Here is a 16,042-nt window from a genome sequence, read left to right on the forward strand (position 1 = left end):
TTCTGGTAATATCATTTAATTTTGTACACTTACTTATATGAAAATATTGATAGTAGAAGATGACCGCGATTTGCGGGAGATAACTACCCGTTCGTTGGAAAAAGAGCGGTATGTAGTGTCACAGGCTCCTGATTATCGTACTGCCTTGCAGAAAGTAGAGGATTATGATTACGATTGTATCCTGTTGGATATTATGTTGCCCGATGGAAATGGTCTGAATTTGTTGAAAGAACTTCATGATTTGGGTAAGCGTACCAATGTGATTATTCTTTCGGCTAAGGATTCGCTGGAAGATAAAGTGGCGGGACTTGATCTGGGGGCTGATGATTATTTGCCCAAGCCTTTCCATTTGGCCGAACTGCATGCTAGATTGAAAAGTCTGTTCCGGCGCAGCCAGCGTGAAGGGGAGCATAAGCTTCAGGTAGGGAATATCGAATTGTTCCCCGATTTGTTCCGCGTACAGATAGCAGGCAGGCAGGTAGAGCTGAATCGTAAGGAATATGACATTTTATATTATTTCATGTCACGTCCCGGTAGGTTGGTCAATAAGAATACGCTTGCCGAGTCGGTATGGGGGGATCATATTGACCAGGTTGACAATTTTGATTTCATTTATGCGCAAATCAAGAATCTCAGGAAACGTTTGAAAGATGCAGGGGCTACTCCCGAATTGAAGTCTGTTTACGGTTTTGGCTATAAATTTGTAGTAGAATGAAGTTATCCCATCTTGTCTTATGGCGTTTGTCACTGGCATTGATTGTTGTATTGTCTGTATGGGCAGGTCTGTTTTATATGGCGGTGATGGAAGAGGTAAACGATGAAGTCGATGATTCACTCGAAGATTATTCCGAGCAGTTAATCATCCGTGCCTTGCAGGGTGAAGAGATGCCTGCCGCCAATAATGGCTCGAATAACCAGTATTACTTATACGAAGTGAGTAAAGAGTATGCGCTTTCTTATCCGCAAATAACTTATCGTGATGAAATGGTATATATTACAGAGAAGAAAGAAGAAGAACCTGCCCGTGTGCTCATTACTATTTTCCGGGCATCGAACGATCGGTATATGGAACTGGTGGTCTATACGCCTACGATTGAAAAGATGGATCTTCAACGTGCTATAACAGGATGGATTATATTCTTGTACGTGTTATTGTTGCTGGTCATTCTGTTGATAACGATGTGGGTCTATTACCGGAACATGAAACCTTTGTATCGTTTGCTGGGTTGGTTGGACCGTTATCGTTTGGGGCATCCGAACGAGCCTTTAGACAATCGGACAACTATTACCGAGTTCGGCCGGCTGAACGAAGCGGTAACAGATTTTGCCGGGCGTAATGAAAAGCTTTTCGAACAGCAAAAACAGTTTATCGGGAACGCCTCACATGAGATGCAGACACCGCTTGCCATTTGTCGTAACCGCATTGAAATGCTGATGGAAGACGATGGATTGTCCGAACGTCAATTGGAGGAACTGGCAAAGACACATCGTACTTTGGAAAACCTTACCCGCATGAACCGTTCATTATTGCTTCTGTGTAAGATAGAAAACGGGCAATACATGGATAAACATGCCGTTTGTCTGGATGAAGTCCTGAAACATTACCTCTCCGACTATCAGGAAGTTTATGCTTATCGGAATATACACGTAGAGATGCAGGTTACGGCTTCTTTCTGTGTGGAAATCAATGACTCTTTGGCTTCGGTCTTGGTGACTAATTTATTGAAAAATGCTTTTGTGCATAATGTTGATGGCGGACTTATCCGGATTATTATCGACAGAAATGTTTTCTGTATCTGCAATACGGGAAACGAGCCTTTGGACGGTATCCGTATTTTCGAACGTTTCTATCAAGGGACCAAAAAAGAAGGGTCTACAGGCTTGGGGCTGGCTTTGGTCGACAGCATCTGCAAGACCAATCATCTGGCTATCCGATATTTTTATGAAAAAGAAATGCATTGTTTCGAGATTTCAAAATCTTTTCAGATTCCTTCTTCATCTTTGCAATGAAAACAAATGATAAATGTATTAACCATTAAAAGCAAATTTGATATGAAGAAGTGGATTTTATTATTGGTATGTGTGTTAGGTATCCAGGCAGTGGCATTGGCAGACAATGACAAACCCATTCAGATAGGGCAGTTACCAACGAAGGCTCAGACTTTCATTACTACGTATTTCAAAAATCATAAGGTGGCTTTGGCTAAGATGGAGTCAGGGTTATTTTATAAGACATACGATGTGATTTTTACCAACGGTGAGAAACTGGAGTTTGACAAGTCGGGTGAATGGACCGAAATCAAATGTAAAATGTCTGCGGTGCCAGTACAGGCTATTCCTGCTGAAATCCGTTCGTATGTTTCGGCCAATTATCCTGAAGCGAAAATTCTGGAAATCGAACGTGACGGAAAAGAGTATGATGTGAAATTGTCCAACCGTTGGGAAATCACGTTTAACAACAAGTTTCAGGTGATTGATATAGACGATTGATTGGACGTAATGTATCTCCTGTAAGCTGATACTGTTTTACAAGCAGAGACACAAATATAAGGGAAATAACCTATATATTTGTGTCTCTGTATTTTTTATGGATGTCCGCCAACAATCAATACATACCCCTGAAAAATGAATATATACTGCATCCGCAGTTGAATATATACTGCATTCGCAGTTGAATATATACTGCATTCGCGGTTGAATATATACTGCATCCGCCTACGAATATATCTTCATCGGAAATGCAGTACTACTGCGTTTTTAACCCCGTCGGATTGGCTGATGGCGGACATTCATATAAGCTCAAAATTATGAATTCATACTCATTAGGAATTCATCGTTGTCTTTGGTTTTTTCCAAGTGCTCTTTTACTGAATTCATTGCTTCGATCGGGTTCATGTCTGCAAGGAATTTGCGCAGAATCCACATACGGTCCAAAGTCGTTTTGTCAAGAAGCAAGTCGTCACGACGCGTACTTGATGCTGTCAGGTTGACTGCAGGGAAGATGCGTTTGTTGCTCAGGTTACGGTCAAGCTGAAGCTCCATATTACCTGTACCTTTGAATTCTTCAAAAATTACTTCGTCCATTTTCGAACCTGTATCAATCAGAGCCGTAGCGATGATGGTAAGCGAACCTCCTCCTTCGATGTTGCGGGCAGCTCCGAAGAAACGTTTCGGCTTGTGCAGTGCATTGGCGTCTACACCTCCCGATAATACTTTTCCCGATGCCGGAGAAACTGTATTATAAGCACGTGCCAGACGGGTGATAGAATCGAGGAAGATAACAACGTCGTGTCCGCATTCTACCATACGCTTTGCTTTTTCTAAAACGATACCTGCTATCTTCACGTGACGTTCTGCAGGTTCGTCAAATGTAGAAGCGATGACCTCGGCATTGACGCTGCGCGACATATCGGTTACCTCTTCCGGGCGCTCGTCTATCAGCAGCATAATCATGTATACTTCCGGATGGTTGGCTGCGATGGCATTGGCAATGTCTTTCATCAGGATTGTTTTACCGGTTTTAGGTTGTGCCACAATCAGTGCACGCTGTCCTTTTCCAATAGGGGTAAACAAGTCTACAATGCGTACCGACAGGTTGTCGTTGTTACTTGTGCAAAGTTTGAATTTTTCATCAGGAAACAGAGGAGTCAGGTGGTCGAACGGTACACGGTCACGTACCAGTTCTGGGGGCAGTCCATTGATTTTCGAGACTTTGACCAAGGGGAAATATTTTTCTCCTTCTTTGGGTGGGCGAATGGTTCCATCTACCACGTCACCCGTCTTTAGTCCGAAAAGTTTTATTTGTGATTGAGATACGTAAATGTCATCGGGTGAAGAGAGATAGTTGTAATCCGAAGAACGGAGGAAACCATATCCGTCGGGCATGATTTCCAATACGCCTGAGCCTTGCAGGATATCATCAAATTCATAAGGCTTTTCTACAGGTTTAATTGGTGCTGTTTCGGCAGCAATTGTAGCAGGCAGGTTTTCTGTTGTAGCCTGTGTCGCCTGGTTGGCAGTCGGGTTATTGGTGCGTCCGTTAGCTTGCCGGTTATTGTTGTTATGGCGTTGTTGGCGTTGTTGGAAACGGTTGTTTGTCGGTTTGTTATCTTTCTCAGTGATGACCGGTTGTTCCATTTTGGTAGCTTCAAACTTACCGAGCAATTCGGTAGGTAATTCTACTTTATCAGATGGAAGGTCTTCGATAGGAATAAAATCATCTACATTTGCCATATCCAGTTCCGGAAGTTCTGGCTCGTTTTCGGTTGCCGGAATTTGTTCGGCTGGAGTTTGAAAAAGTGTATTTTCATTCTTTTGGGCTTGTTCTTTTGCCAAAGTCGTTTTGTTTTTACTTCCAGGTTTTCTTCCCCGTTTGGCTTTGGGCTTTTCTTCCGGTGCAGGTGCCGGACTGCTTTCCTGTTCTGTCGCAACAGTTTCTGTCTCTACCAGATTATCTACTTTGAATAAAGGAGCCGGTGCCGGGAGTGGGGGAGTGTTTGCTTCTAGCTTTTGTGCCTTGTCTTTAGTGGCTGTATATACTTTGTCTCCTTCTTTTTTTACACTGATTCGTGAACGTTTGCGGGGTTGTCCTTCTTTCCGTTCCTCATTGGTCTTTGTAGCAGAAGCCTTTTGGGTAGCTCCTACAATAGCTTGTTCGTCTAAAATGCGATACACCAGTTCTTCTTTGGGTAAGGTACTGGTTTTTTTCAGTCCCAACTCTTTGGCAATCTGTTGCAATTCGGACAAATCTTTGTCGTTTAATTGAATAATGTTATACATAAGTATAGGTGTAATGAATTGTAATTGTGTAATTTTGTAAGCGTGCATTATTACGATGCGACCATCTGTTGTGGATGTGCGTCGTTAAAGATTGGACACTTATCAATAATTACGGATTTAATGATTAGTTTTTGATTCTTTGTTTGAAGTGAGTTTGCAAACTGTTTTCGTTTGTCTCACGTATTGACACTACAAAAGTAGGTATTTTTTTCAATATCCTATAGGTTTTCGTTAATTTTTTTTTGAATATTTCCTTTGATTGGCGGAAAAGTGCTAATTTAGCACTGAATTTTCAAGCGAGGTGGATAAGCTCCGGCTATTTCTTCGCTTGTTGTTTAGTAATAATTAAAAAAAACAATTGTAACAATGAAGAAAGTGATTTTTACAGAAAAGGCTCCTGCTGCCATTGGTCCTTACAGTCAGGCAATCGAAGCGAACGGAATGGTTTTTGTGTCCGGACAGTTACCGGTTGACCCGTCTACAGGAGAGTTTGCTCCTGGTGGCGTGGCAGAGCAAACTACCCAATCGTTCGAAAATATTAAGAACATTCTGGCAGAGGCAGGCCTGACCACGGCAAATATAGTGAAGACTACGGTGTTTTTGTCGGATATGGCATTGTTTGCCGAGATGAACGGTGTGTATGCCAAGTATTTTGAGGGAGATTTTCCGGCACGTTCGGCCGTAGCAGTGAAGGCATTGCCTAAAGGTGCATTGGTAGAAATCGAATGCATTGCGGTGCGATAAACTGATTGGTTCGCAGCACAGGTGCAGGCAGGTCTATGTCTTTGCAGCCTGTGAGGCGAATCTTTTTTGTATCTGATTATGAACTATCGGAATCTGTTGTCTCACGTGGAAAACAAATGGAAACTTGCCACATTTTTGCTGGCAGGAGTTATCGTGTTGGCCTCATTAGGGTATATTTACCGTTACGAACCTTTCCGTTCGGATTTCGAGATTACGGACGAGTTGGGCGGAAACATCTTTCCGGTGACGATACTTTCCACTGCCACAACGGATGCCGAACTTGTTCTTCCTTCTGATACCGGTTATATAGGCAATCCGAAGTCGTGCATCGGTATTCGTATCAAGAATATGCATCCGAACAGCAAGTTACACATCGAGGTGGAAGAAACTCCGTTTTTTTCCCGTTCGGTATCCGAGTTTGTGCTGCCCGAAGCACGCAAGGAATATTTGGTCTTTCCGGATATTATATGGAAATATGAAACGTTGCGCGAGCACACGCAGCCACTTCCGGTTACCGTGTCTGTTTCGGTCCGGCTGAACAATCACGAGCTGGGTAGCAATGTCCGTACGTTTTCCGTACGCAGTATTAATGAATGCCTGCTGGGGTATATGGACAGCAAGATGAAGTTTCATGATACCGGAAAGTTTTTTGCAGCCTATGTGAACGAAGACAATCCAAATATAGATGTGATATTGCGCGAAGCGTTGAACACGCGTATCGTCAATCGTTTCTGGGGCTATCAGAGCAAGAACAGCGATGTGGTCGACAAACAGGTGTATGCCCTGTGGTACGTATTGCAGAAAAGAGGATTCAAGTACAGTTCCATCAGCAATACCAGTCTTTCGTCGAACGTTGTGTTTTCGCAGCGTGTACGTACATTCGATGATGCGATGGCTTCGGCACAAATCAACTGTGTAGATGGAAGCGTGCTTTTTGCTTCCTTGCTGAAGGCTATCAACATCAATCCCATTCTGGTGCGTACCCCTAAACACATGTTTGTGGGTTACTATACAGACCGTATGCATCAGAATATCCATTTTCTGGAAACTTCGATGATAGGAGATGTCAACTTAGACGATTTTTTCCCAGAAGAGAAACTCGATTCTACCGTGGCAGGCAAGTCACAAGAAAGTATGTCACGTTTTGTATTCGAGAAATCGAAGGAATATGCTACTCGTATTTATAAGGAGAATGAAGCCTTGATACATTCGGGCAAGGTTAATTACATGTTTCTGGAAATAGACAAGGCTATCCGTGCCCAGATTCAACCAATAGGAAAATAATAACAAAGGAATACATGGAAAAGAATAAAAGAACATATATCTCGCCGGGGGCATGGTTTTTACTGGAATACCCGTCCGATTGGCGCGAATTTGAAGATACAGAAGAAAGTTTCTTGTTTTATAATCCCGACAAGTGGACAGGCAATTTCCGCATATCTGCCTATCGGGGTGAAAGACGTGATTATGCAAAAGCTTGCATGGAAGACGAACTGTCACATACACGGGGAGCAAAGTTGGTGCAGGTCGGACGCTGGAAATGTGTGTATCTGTCCGAAAGTTTCCAAGAGAACGGAACTTGGTACACATCACATTTCTGGATAACAGGGTTGGATGCCGTATCTATAGAATGTTCGTTTACGGTAGCAAAAGGGGAAAGCATCAGGGTAGGTGAGGAAATCATAGCTTCGCTTAAGGTACGGAAAGCAGATGAAAAGCCTTGGAAAGCGGTTATTCCGGTAAGAGTGCTCGAAATCAATACCATTAATGAAGCATACGACTGGGCTGTTTCTGCCATCAAAAAGCAGTTGGCGAAAGACTTTACTGGTACCGAGGCAGATATCAGCAATATTCAGAAAGTGATGGATAGCGGTCATTTCAAACCTGGCCAGCGTCAGGTGTGGGAGAGTTTTGGTATAGTTTTTGGTACCATTCTGGTAAATGAAATGGACGGCATGGACTGGGTAACGGTTATCGACGGGAAACAGGAATATCCTGCCTTGCGTTTTTCAGATACCAATGTAATGGTCTGTCCCACCAGACTTGTATGGGATAAGGTAAAGAATGGAGAAGTCTGCCGCTTAAAAGATGAATACTTACGTGTGCGCGGCGAGGTCGAAAAGGTACTTTCAATATAAAGATATGGTTGCTTATTTACAAGTAGAGAATTTGACCAAGTCATTCGGTGACTTGGTGTTATTCCGTCAGATTTCCTTTGGTATCGCGCAAGGGCAACGTGTCGGACTGATAGCCAAGAATGGAAGCGGTAAAACTACTTTGTTGAATATACTGGCAGGGAAAGAAGGGTACGACGAAGGGCAAGTTACTTACCGGCGCGATTTACGTGTGGGATACCTCGAACAAAGTCCGGTCTATCCTTCCGGACTGACTGTGCTGGAGGCTTGTTTTCATCGTGGAAATGCCGTAGTAGAACTTATCAAGGAGTATGAGGCTTGCATGGCTGCTCCGGGCAATCCTGGGCTTGATGTGCTTTTAGAACGGATGGAGCATGAAAAAGCATGGGATTATGAGCGGAAAGTGAAACAGATACTCTCGCAACTGAAAATCCGTGACTTCAGCCAGTTGGTAGAGAACCTCTCCGGCGGGCAACTGAAACGGGTAGCATTGGCGAATGTACTGATTACCGAGCCTGATTTGCTTATTTTGGATGAGCCTACCAACCATCTTGACCTGGATATGATAGAATGGTTGGAAGGATACTTGAACCGTTCCAAACTCAGTTTGCTGATGGTTACGCACGACCGCTATTTTCTTGACCGTGTGTGTGCTGAAATTATGGAGATAGATGGTCAGCAGCTGTATTCTTATAAAGGAAATTACAGCTATTACTTAGAGAAACGACAGCAGCGTGTCGATGCTGCCAATGCCGAAATAGCGCGTGCCAATAACTTATATCGCACAGAATTGGAGTGGATGCGCCGGATGCCGCAGGCACGTGGACACAAGGCACGCTATCGTGAGGAGGCTTTTTATGAGCTGGAAAAAGTGGCTAAGCAGCGTACTTATGATTCGAGTGTGAAGCTGGATGTGAAAGCCTCCTATATCGGTTCGAAGATTTTCGAGGCAGACCATTTGTGTAAACGTTATGGGGATATTACAATATTGGAAGACTTTTCATACATTTTTTCCCGTTACGAGAAGATGGGTATCATCGGGAACAACGGTACAGGAAAGTCCACCTTCATTAAAATACTGATGGGACTGGAAAAGCCCGACAGTGGAACGCTCGATATCGGTGAGACGGTCCGTTTCGGTTATTATTCGCAGGAAGGGTTGAAGTTTGACGAGCAGATGAAAGTAATCGATGTCATTACATCGGTAGCGGAAGTCATTGAGCTTGGGAATGGCAAGCGGCTTACGGCTTCGCAGTTTTTGCAGCATTTTCTTTTCCCGCCCGAAAAGCAGCACAGTTACGTATATAAGTTGAGTGGGGGAGAACGGCGCAGGCTGTATTTGTGCATGGTCTTGATGAAGAACCCCAATTTTCTGGTGCTCGACGAGCCGACGAACGATTTGGATATTGTTACGCTTCAGGTGCTGGAAGAATACTTGCAGAGTTTCAAGGGGTGTGTCATTGTTGTGAGTCACGACCGGTATTTTATGGATAAGGTAGTCGATCACTTGCTGGTGTTCAATGGTCAAGGTGATATCCGCGATTTCCCGGGAAACTATACAGATTATCGTAGTTGGAAGGCTGCAAAAGAAGTGTTCGAAAAAGAGAATGCTCCAAAGCCTAAAAAAGAGAACAAGCCACAGCGCGAACGTCCCGAAGGCAAACGCCGTATGACCTTTAAGGAGCGGAAAGAGTTCGAACAGTTGGAACAGGAGATTGCTGCTTTGGAAGAAGAAAAGAAAAACATCGAGGCTGCTTTGTGCAGTGGAACGCTGGGTGTGGACGAGTTGACCGAGAAGTCCAAACGTCTTCCCGTCCTCAACGATGAACTCGATGAAAAGAGTATGCGTTGGCTGGAGTTGAGTGAGATAGAGGGATAAAAACTATATCGAAAGAAATGCTTGAACCGTACCGGATGAGGGGAAACTCTCATGTACGGTTCTTAGACGGAGTTGCACTCCTAACTTGACGGTGGGACTCTGCCATGCACAGTAGAAGTGAAAACTTTAGCAACTTCACCGTATACAAATTTGTGAATGTTCGCTAATATTCCTATCTTTGAGGCATGAAGAGAAAAGAAAGATACATGGCGCATTTCGTAAACCCGTTTACAGATATCGGCTTCAAGATCATCTTCGGGCAACCTGCCAGCAAGGAACTGCTCATTACTTTGCTGAACGAGCTGCTTGCGGGGGAGCATCACATTGAAAACCTGACGTTCATCGACAAGGAAGACAATTCGGACAACGTAAACGACAGGGGGATTATCTTCGACCTGTATTGCCTGACTTCGAGTGGGGAATACATCATCGTGGAGATGCAGAACCGGTGGCACAGCAATTTCCTGGACCGTACGCTGTATTACGTGTGCCGTGCCATCAGCCGGTTGATAGAACGTCCCATAACGGATGAAGTGGAATTGCCGGCTGGAGGAAAAGACAGTGTGTCGGACACGGTAAGTGAAGCACCACTCCGCTACGGTGACCGCTACAAACTCTCAACCGTGTACGGAATATTCCTGATGAACTTCAAGGAAGGGAAGTTAGAGCCGAAATTCCGTACGGACACGGTAGTGGCAGACCGTGAGAACGGGCGGACGGTGAACCCGCATTTCCGGCAGATATACTTGCAGTTCCCTTACTTCACCAAGCAGTTGGAGGAATGCGAGACATTGTATGACAAACTAATCTATGCACTGAAGAATATGAACGAATGGAACAGAATGCCGGATGCGCTGAAAGAACAGGTGTTCAAGCATCTGGAACGGCTGGCTGCCGTAGCGAACCTGTCGGAAGCGAACCGTGTGGCTTATGATAAGGCGGTAGACCGTTTCTACGTGAGCCGGATTTACGAGGAGGACATGCAGAATAAGGTAGAGGACGCGATGCGGGAAGGAAGAGAAAAAGGAATGCAGGAAGGAAGAGAAAAAGGAATGCGGGAAGGAAGGGAAGAAGGCAAGAAAGAAGGCAAGAAAGAAGCCAAATTGGAGGATGCACAAAACTTTAAGCGCTTAGGTGTCCCTGCAGATATCATAGCAAAAGCTACCGGACTTAGTGCGGAAGAAATAGCAAAGCTTTAAGAAAAACGGCCTCTACAGCACAAAGTCTTATGCCTCTTAGTGAAATAAAGAGCTTATCTTTGCCCACATAGAATGATGGAAGCCTTGAATAGACTTGCTATTATATTCCGATTGATATGCGCTTACCTTTTTGCTGTCTTGCTGATACCGATAGCTTTGGTTTGTAAACTATTTCGTAAATAAAAGATTCTTATTTGCCAAATGGGTTTTTGTATATGCCCAATAATTGTTTGGTAAAATAATAGAAGAACTGCATATCGTCTACGAAGTAACGTTTGAATAACCGTTTCGGCTCTTTCATGCATCGGTAGAGCCACTCCATGCCGATTTTTTGCCAGAATACAGGAGCACGTTTCAGTGTACCTGCCTCAAAATCGATAGTTGCCCCAAGAGCCATGAATACATCTACACCAGGCATTCGGTCACGATACTTCATTATCCATTTTTCTTGTTTCGGAGCTCCAACGCCCACCAACAGTACATTGGCACCGCTTTTATTCACGATGTCAATAAGTTCTTTACATTCATCTTCATTCTTCTCAAATCCGAACGAAGGCGAATGTGCACCTACGACAATCTGCCTGCCCACGCGTTGGTTTATCTCTTCCATTGCTTTTTGTGCGACTCCCTCTTTTGCACCCAATAGAAAGATTTTACAATTCGGGTTATCTTTGTGATGTAAATAGAAAGCCGTAAAAAAGCTTGAACCCGGTATGGCTTCCGGTAATGGATGTTTCAACAGTTTAGACAACAGATAGAGTATCTTGCTGTCGCATACCACCCATTCCGCTTGTTGATATACCTCATAAAACTCCTTATCTCTTTGAAGTTTCACCAAATGGTCTACGTTAGGGGTTATCAATACGCCTTTTTGCAGGCTGGACAATAAATCTTTTTGAGTAAGTGAAAGAATGTCAACATTCAAAATTCTGGTTGTATTCATAGATATAAAATCTTGATTTTTACGGCATAAAGATTCGAGGGAACACACCAGTGTGCTCCTTTATAACATATTTAGTAAAATGTAGAATTTGTGTTTTAGGGAATTTGCGATAGCAAGATTATAAATCAATCTTGGACATATCCGCATTTAAATCTGATGTAATCAATGCGTTTCAATTAACACGTCAACATCATGTAACTCTTGTGGGGATAAATAATCCTTATCCACCAAAATCAGTACATCAATGTCGCTGTTTTTCTTTGCTTCCCCACGTGCTTCCGAACCATAAAGAATGGCGTCCGCATCTGGGACGACTTTCTTGATTACTACTTTCAAACGATTGGTCAAATCTGTACGGTTCATAAGACTTATTGCGCCATTTCGTTCACATTCAACTTGCAAATTTTATGACGGACAAAAAAAGATTATTCCAATTTAGACCGAAGCGCTTGAAAATAAGAATAAAAAGAAGATTGTAATGCAGCGGCTTCTTCATGCTTCTTGTTATAGATGAACGAGATAAAAAATGTAGTTTCTTCAACTTCAATTCTCTCAGTAAGCAATTCTAAGGATTCTGTATCAGCATACTTTTGAAACCAAGATTTAAACTTACGGTGTCTGGCTGCTTCATGTTTGTCGGTTGTATCGCAAACATAAAACAACACATGCCGTTTATTATAAAAAAACGATGTAACAATCGCAGCGATAGTTTCTGCTATTTTAGGATCAGTTCCTAATATTTTGCTTCTATTCTTATTCGATAAAACTAATTGGTAAGCATGTTTTATGCCAATATTTGTCTCTTCAATAAAGTTTACCAAATATTCCGCGCCTTTATCGGTTACAAAGTAAGCTGTGCCTTCTTCATATTCACTGACCAAGTAAGGAGACATGGAATTGATATGGTTCAATGAATATAACATATTAGGAAATTCAATTCAACACTTCGCTCAATTTGGCAACTTTAATTCCACGAGAAGCTAATTCAGACACAGGACGTCCCTCGCAGACACAATCCGTGCATGCCCGCTTCTTATCGACAAACTGCTGCAAGAATTTTTTTACATCCTGCTTCGTTTTAACTTGATTGATAGTTATAAAATCCTTATCCATACTTTCTTCTCTTATTTTGCAAAGGTCGCAATAAAAAATCATATAGCCAACGTTTTAGCTGTAAATTATATAGATACCATGTTGAATTTTTACAAAAGGACAGATTTTTCTGAGAAAGGTTAATTTATTAGGAAAAAATCATTGCATCAGTTTATCAAACACCTTCTCCCACGACCGATAAATACTTTCCAATGAGTAATCACGTTTGCTGGTCAGTATGGCATTCTGTGCCATTTCGTTCCGTTTGGATTCATTCTCCATGACAAAAGCTAATCGCTTAGCCATTTCATTTACCTCAAACTTACCGTTCTGTGGCTGTACAATCATTCCGTTTTCCTTGTGTTTGATAATGTCGTACACGGCGGAGTAGCTTCCATAAACGACAGGTACTACACCAAACGACATACATTCTGCCAACACCAGAGGAAAACCTTCATATTCAGATGTCAGAATCAAAATAGACGTTCTTTCGTAATAGGGAATCGAACTTTGAAAGCCTTCAAAACTAACATGCTGTAATCCTAAATCCTTTACTTGTTGCTCTAACTTCTTACGTTCCGGTCCGTCACCTACAACGGTCAGTTGCCAATCCGGAAATTGCTTTTCCAATACCGACCAAGTATCAATCACCCGGTAAACCCGTTTCTGATTGTAATCGATACGACCCATATAGATAATCTCTTTCCATTTCTTTTCGGACGAAAAAACATAATCTGATGCATCTACCGTTACCGGATTGGTTTGCACAATCAAATGATTGGGATGCTTGATGCCTGTGAAATCTTTAAATTTATCAATGAAGCTGGGAGACAATACCATGTATAGGTCGCTATGATTGTAGACATAGCGCATACTTTGGCTGGTGATTTGCTTGAATGCAAACTTCTTGCATTGCAGCATCCAGCGTTTCAGATGATTCCTTGTTTGCAACAAAGCTATCTCCACCTCTTTTATTCTTGCGTTGCTATCCGGTGAATTATGATAAACGGCAATTGTTTTGATAGCCAGTCCTTTTTTTGCTTCATTTAAAACTTTGGCTGGAATATACGGAAGTCCCCATTGGTTGATAACAATATTTATTTGCTTATTTATCAAGACGGAACGGAACTTTTCTATATTTTCTTTCGAATAACAGAGTTCGTCTAATGTAAAAACCTCAATCCGTTTGTCCAACCGTTCCAGCATCAACGGATTCGGTTGTTTAAAGCTAACAATGGTGACAGAATGACCGTGAGAAACAAAACTTTGTGCTAAAGTTGACGTTACGACCTCTTGACCGCCAACTTCAAAGACTTTCATTAAGAAAAGTATGTTCATATTTTCTAAAAGAATTTTCTTTTCAAAGACAGATAGATTGAAAAAATACCGGCTTTATAGAGGAAAGGTTTGAAGTGGGCTGATAGATTTTTCAGATTAGATTTAGGTAAATATTTCTTTTCAATCTCGATTATAGAGCAATTTTTTAAATCTCTGAAAAAATCATCACGTTTCGGATTCATTGGAACACAATGTTTTATCATAACTCCGTCCCGTTTTATGATAGGGACTATGTTTGAAGGTGCCCATATAAAATCGCTTTTTAATTGTTCAAAAACAGCTTTGCCTTTTTCTGTATGAATAAACACATTTGTCGCTCCTTTATTACTGAATTTCTTTGAAACTGAAGAAGCATCCCAACAATCGAATATCGTGATATCACTTATTCGGTGCAATGTTTTGAAATGACACTGATAACAACTGGGTCGTGATATTAAATCTTTGAAGTACAATCCTAACATCAGGTCAGATTCTTTTCCTTTATGATATTGTTTGGATGCATCGGCAAACGTGATGGTAGCCGTACTGAAATCATATCCATAATATTTGTCTCTTGACCGATAATCCACCACTTTGCTTTTTGCCAAGGTGGCATGGTATGCCAAATATTTTCGTAATAACCGTGGACTTGGTGTGCCGTGGCACACCAAGTCCACGGTTATTAAATTTTCATATTTCCGATTCCTAAGATAACCATATAACCCAGCTACCTGACAAGGAGTACCACTGAATACCACCAGCCTACCTGCATCCAAAAACTTTTTTGCCTGCGTATAACTATCCCCTATCAGGCTTTGTACATATTTCGAACTACGAAACCGAGTACATCCTTCCAATGTTTCACTATATGTATGACGCAGAGTCATATTTTCATCGAATGCAGCCCCGAATACAACCCCTCCTTTCTCTATCACATAATTAGCAATGGCAGAATAAAAACCACCCGATGTGCTGTTACGTAAAATTTGAGCGTTTTTATTCTGCACCACAAAACTTTCAGGAACTGTATCGTTCTGTCTCGGTTGCTTTATCGGGCACACTTTTTCGCATAGTCCACATTCAATGCACTTTTCTGTATTTACTTTAGGGTAACGAAAACCTTCATTATCTTCTTCCATGCGAATGCAACTCTTGGGACATACATTTTCACAAGCCCAACAACCGCAACATTGTGATTTATCTGTAATGGTAATCATTAGTCTGCTTTATCTAAATCTTGTACATATCTTTTATAATAACCCGAACGTTTAAGCAATTTATTGCGGAAATAATTCTGATAAACCCAATCCAATAAGAAACAATGAAACCGACACTATTTAAAAGTTTTTCTCAGCAACTCTTTCGTTTTTGTCTTTTTCCCATGCCAAGACCCCATAAAATGATGTACACTATATCCACCCTCTTTGCCTAAAGTAGGGACTTCAAAATAGAAACGCGGATAAATGAAACATCTAGGAGCAAACTCTCTGGCTTTACCGTTCAGACGAAAATTCGGATAGTTTGCAAAAGTATAGTCATTAAAGACTGTATTATTAGGTGTATTTTTGTGGAAAGGCATTGTTCGGTATAAATCCAATAATCCTTTGATATAAGGATGTTTGGGTTTAGCCATAATGACAGCCGTCGAAATAGCACATTCATACATATACCCTAACACCAAATCAGCTTCAAAGAAACTTTCTGGAAAAGTTTTCTTCACTTCCACATCTGTATCAAAATAAATACCTCCATAATCATATAAAGCCTTTAATCGAAAATAATCACTTACAAATGCCCATAATTTATTATTGTATGCTTCACGTATATAATTGTTTTCGTCCAAGTCGCAATTTTGCTCATTCCATTCAATAATTTTTGGGGGGGGGGGGGGGGGGGGGGGGGGGGGGGGGGGGGGGGGGGGGGGGGGGGGGGGGGGGGGGGGGGGGGGGGGGGG

The 16,042-nt window shown here is 42.1% G+C and carries 16 protein-coding genes; 8 read left to right on the forward strand and 8 right to left on the reverse strand.

Annotated elements, in window-relative coordinates; genetic code table 11:
* Window positions 1-37: 37 nt before the first annotated feature.
* From B5G04_RS08285 to B5G04_RS08295, 3 genes are read left to right on the forward strand one after another with little or no spacing between them, the layout of a single operon-like run.
* On the forward strand, window positions 38-715 hold the full coding sequence (locus tag B5G04_RS08285) for a response regulator transcription factor (RefSeq protein WP_022040274.1): 678 nt from the start codon (window positions 38-40) through the stop codon (window positions 713-715).
* Window positions 712-2,010, forward strand: a complete 1,299-nt coding sequence (locus tag B5G04_RS08290; RefSeq protein WP_022040273.1) for a HAMP domain-containing sensor histidine kinase — start codon at window positions 712-714, stop codon at window positions 2,008-2,010. The genes B5G04_RS08285 and B5G04_RS08290 overlap by 4 nt, the downstream gene beginning before the upstream one ends.
* Window positions 2,011-2,052: 42 nt before the next feature.
* Window positions 2,053-2,490: a PepSY-like domain-containing protein gene (locus B5G04_RS08295; protein WP_022040272.1), complete on the forward strand. Its 438-nt coding sequence runs from the start codon at window positions 2,053-2,055 to the stop codon at window positions 2,488-2,490.
* 315 nt (window positions 2,491-2,805) lie between these two features.
* On the opposite strand, the gene rho is transcribed toward B5G04_RS08295, so the two are convergent.
* Window positions 2,806-4,779 carry a transcription termination factor Rho gene (gene rho, locus B5G04_RS08300; RefSeq protein ID WP_022040271.1) on the reverse strand — a complete coding sequence of 658 codons (1,974 nt, stop codon included), beginning with the start codon at window positions 4,777-4,779 and terminating at the stop codon, window positions 2,806-2,808.
* Between the two features lie 366 nt (window positions 4,780-5,145).
* Between rho and B5G04_RS08305 the strand changes: the two genes are divergently transcribed.
* The 5 genes from B5G04_RS08305 to B5G04_RS08325 all read left to right on the forward strand — a co-directional run bounded on the left by B5G04_RS08305 (window position 5,146) and on the right by B5G04_RS08325 (window position 10,736).
* Window positions 5,146-5,523, forward strand: a complete 378-nt coding sequence (locus tag B5G04_RS08305) for a RidA family protein (RefSeq protein WP_022040270.1) — start codon at window positions 5,146-5,148, stop codon at window positions 5,521-5,523.
* A 78-nt stretch (window positions 5,524-5,601) separates the two neighbouring features.
* Complete coding sequence (locus B5G04_RS08310) at window positions 5,602-6,807, forward strand: hypothetical protein (RefSeq protein WP_022040269.1); 1,206 nt, start codon at window positions 5,602-5,604, stop codon at window positions 6,805-6,807.
* Between the two features lie 14 nt (window positions 6,808-6,821).
* Window positions 6,822-7,661, forward strand: coding sequence for a DUF3805 domain-containing protein (locus B5G04_RS08315; protein WP_022040268.1), 840 nt, complete (start codon window positions 6,822-6,824; stop codon window positions 7,659-7,661).
* A gap of 4 nt (window positions 7,662-7,665) precedes the next feature.
* Window positions 7,666-9,537 (forward strand): ABC-F family ATP-binding cassette domain-containing protein, encoded by a 1,872-nt coding sequence (locus B5G04_RS08320; RefSeq protein ID WP_087396669.1) that lies wholly within the window; start codon window positions 7,666-7,668, stop codon window positions 9,535-9,537.
* 206 nt (window positions 9,538-9,743) lie between these two features.
* Window positions 9,744-10,736 carry a PD-(D/E)XK nuclease family transposase gene (locus tag B5G04_RS08325; protein ID WP_087396672.1) on the forward strand — a complete coding sequence of 331 codons (993 nt, stop codon included), beginning with the start codon at window positions 9,744-9,746 and terminating at the stop codon, window positions 10,734-10,736.
* Window positions 10,737-10,926: 190 nt separating this feature from the next.
* On the opposite strand, the gene B5G04_RS08330 is transcribed toward B5G04_RS08325, so the two are convergent.
* The 7 genes from B5G04_RS08330 to B5G04_RS08360 all read right to left on the reverse strand — a co-directional run bounded on the left by B5G04_RS08330 (window position 10,927) and on the right by B5G04_RS08360 (window position 15,961).
* Complete coding sequence (locus tag B5G04_RS08330) at window positions 10,927-11,679, reverse strand: WecB/TagA/CpsF family glycosyltransferase (protein WP_087248161.1); 753 nt, start codon at window positions 11,677-11,679, stop codon at window positions 10,927-10,929.
* A gap of 162 nt (window positions 11,680-11,841) precedes the next feature.
* Entirely contained in the window at window positions 11,842-12,042 is a 201-nt protein-coding gene (locus B5G04_RS08335) for a nucleotidyltransferase domain-containing protein (RefSeq protein WP_087248159.1), read from the reverse strand.
* A gap of 62 nt (window positions 12,043-12,104) precedes the next feature.
* Window positions 12,105-12,602: a DUF6169 family protein gene (locus tag B5G04_RS08340; RefSeq protein ID WP_087396675.1), complete on the reverse strand. Its 498-nt coding sequence runs from the start codon at window positions 12,600-12,602 to the stop codon at window positions 12,105-12,107.
* A 10-nt stretch (window positions 12,603-12,612) separates the two neighbouring features.
* Window positions 12,613-12,792, reverse strand: coding sequence for a hypothetical protein (locus B5G04_RS08345; protein WP_143270443.1), 180 nt, complete (start codon window positions 12,790-12,792; stop codon window positions 12,613-12,615).
* Window positions 12,793-12,930: 138 nt separating this feature from the next.
* Window positions 12,931-14,109 (reverse strand): glycosyltransferase, encoded by a 1,179-nt coding sequence (locus B5G04_RS08350; protein WP_087396679.1) that lies wholly within the window; start codon window positions 14,107-14,109, stop codon window positions 12,931-12,933.
* Between the two features lie 5 nt (window positions 14,110-14,114).
* On the reverse strand, window positions 14,115-15,305 hold the full coding sequence (locus B5G04_RS08355) for a Coenzyme F420 hydrogenase/dehydrogenase, beta subunit C-terminal domain (protein WP_087396682.1): 1,191 nt from the start codon (window positions 15,303-15,305) through the stop codon (window positions 14,115-14,117).
* Between the two features lie 116 nt (window positions 15,306-15,421).
* Window positions 15,422-15,961 carry a glycosyltransferase gene (locus B5G04_RS08360; RefSeq protein ID WP_087396684.1) on the reverse strand — a complete coding sequence of 180 codons (540 nt, stop codon included), beginning with the start codon at window positions 15,959-15,961 and terminating at the stop codon, window positions 15,422-15,424.
* Window positions 15,962-16,042: the final 81 nt, after the last annotated feature.

It is taken from the genome of Bacteroides sp. An51A, assembly GCF_002161565.1.
GTDB lineage: Bacteria > Bacteroidota > Bacteroidia > Bacteroidales > Bacteroidaceae > Phocaeicola > Phocaeicola intestinalis.

Coding starts and splice junctions, on each gene's coding strand:
- B5G04_RS08285 (WP_022040274.1), top strand. CDS start 38: ATGAAAATATTGATAGTAGAAGATGACCGCGATTTGCGGGAGATAACT.
- B5G04_RS08290 (WP_022040273.1), top strand. CDS start 712: ATGAAGTTATCCCATCTTGTCTTATGGCGTTTGTCACTGGCATTGATT.
- B5G04_RS08295 (WP_022040272.1), top strand. CDS start 2,053: ATGAAGAAGTGGATTTTATTATTGGTATGTGTGTTAGGTATCCAGGCA.
- rho (WP_022040271.1), bottom strand. CDS start 4,779: ATGTATAACATTATTCAATTAAACGACAAAGATTTGTCCGAATTGCAA.
- B5G04_RS08305 (WP_022040270.1), top strand. CDS start 5,146: ATGAAGAAAGTGATTTTTACAGAAAAGGCTCCTGCTGCCATTGGTCCT.
- B5G04_RS08310 (WP_022040269.1), top strand. CDS start 5,602: ATGAACTATCGGAATCTGTTGTCTCACGTGGAAAACAAATGGAAACTT.
- B5G04_RS08315 (WP_022040268.1), top strand. CDS start 6,822: ATGGAAAAGAATAAAAGAACATATATCTCGCCGGGGGCATGGTTTTTA.
- B5G04_RS08320 (WP_087396669.1), top strand. CDS start 7,666: ATGGTTGCTTATTTACAAGTAGAGAATTTGACCAAGTCATTCGGTGAC.
- B5G04_RS08325 (WP_087396672.1), top strand. CDS start 9,744: ATGGCGCATTTCGTAAACCCGTTTACAGATATCGGCTTCAAGATCATC.
- B5G04_RS08330 (WP_087248161.1), bottom strand. CDS start 11,679: ATGAATACAACCAGAATTTTGAATGTTGACATTCTTTCACTTACTCAA.
- B5G04_RS08335 (WP_087248159.1), bottom strand. CDS start 12,042: ATGAACCGTACAGATTTGACCAATCGTTTGAAAGTAGTAATCAAGAAA.
- B5G04_RS08340 (WP_087396675.1), bottom strand. CDS start 12,602: ATGTTATATTCATTGAACCATATCAATTCCATGTCTCCTTACTTGGTC.
- B5G04_RS08345 (WP_143270443.1), bottom strand. CDS start 12,792: ATGGATAAGGATTTTATAACTATCAATCAAGTTAAAACGAAGCAGGAT.
- B5G04_RS08350 (WP_087396679.1), bottom strand. CDS start 14,109: ATGAACATACTTTTCTTAATGAAAGTCTTTGAAGTTGGCGGTCAAGAG.
- B5G04_RS08355 (WP_087396682.1), bottom strand. CDS start 15,305: ATGATTACCATTACAGATAAATCACAATGTTGCGGTTGTTGGGCTTGT.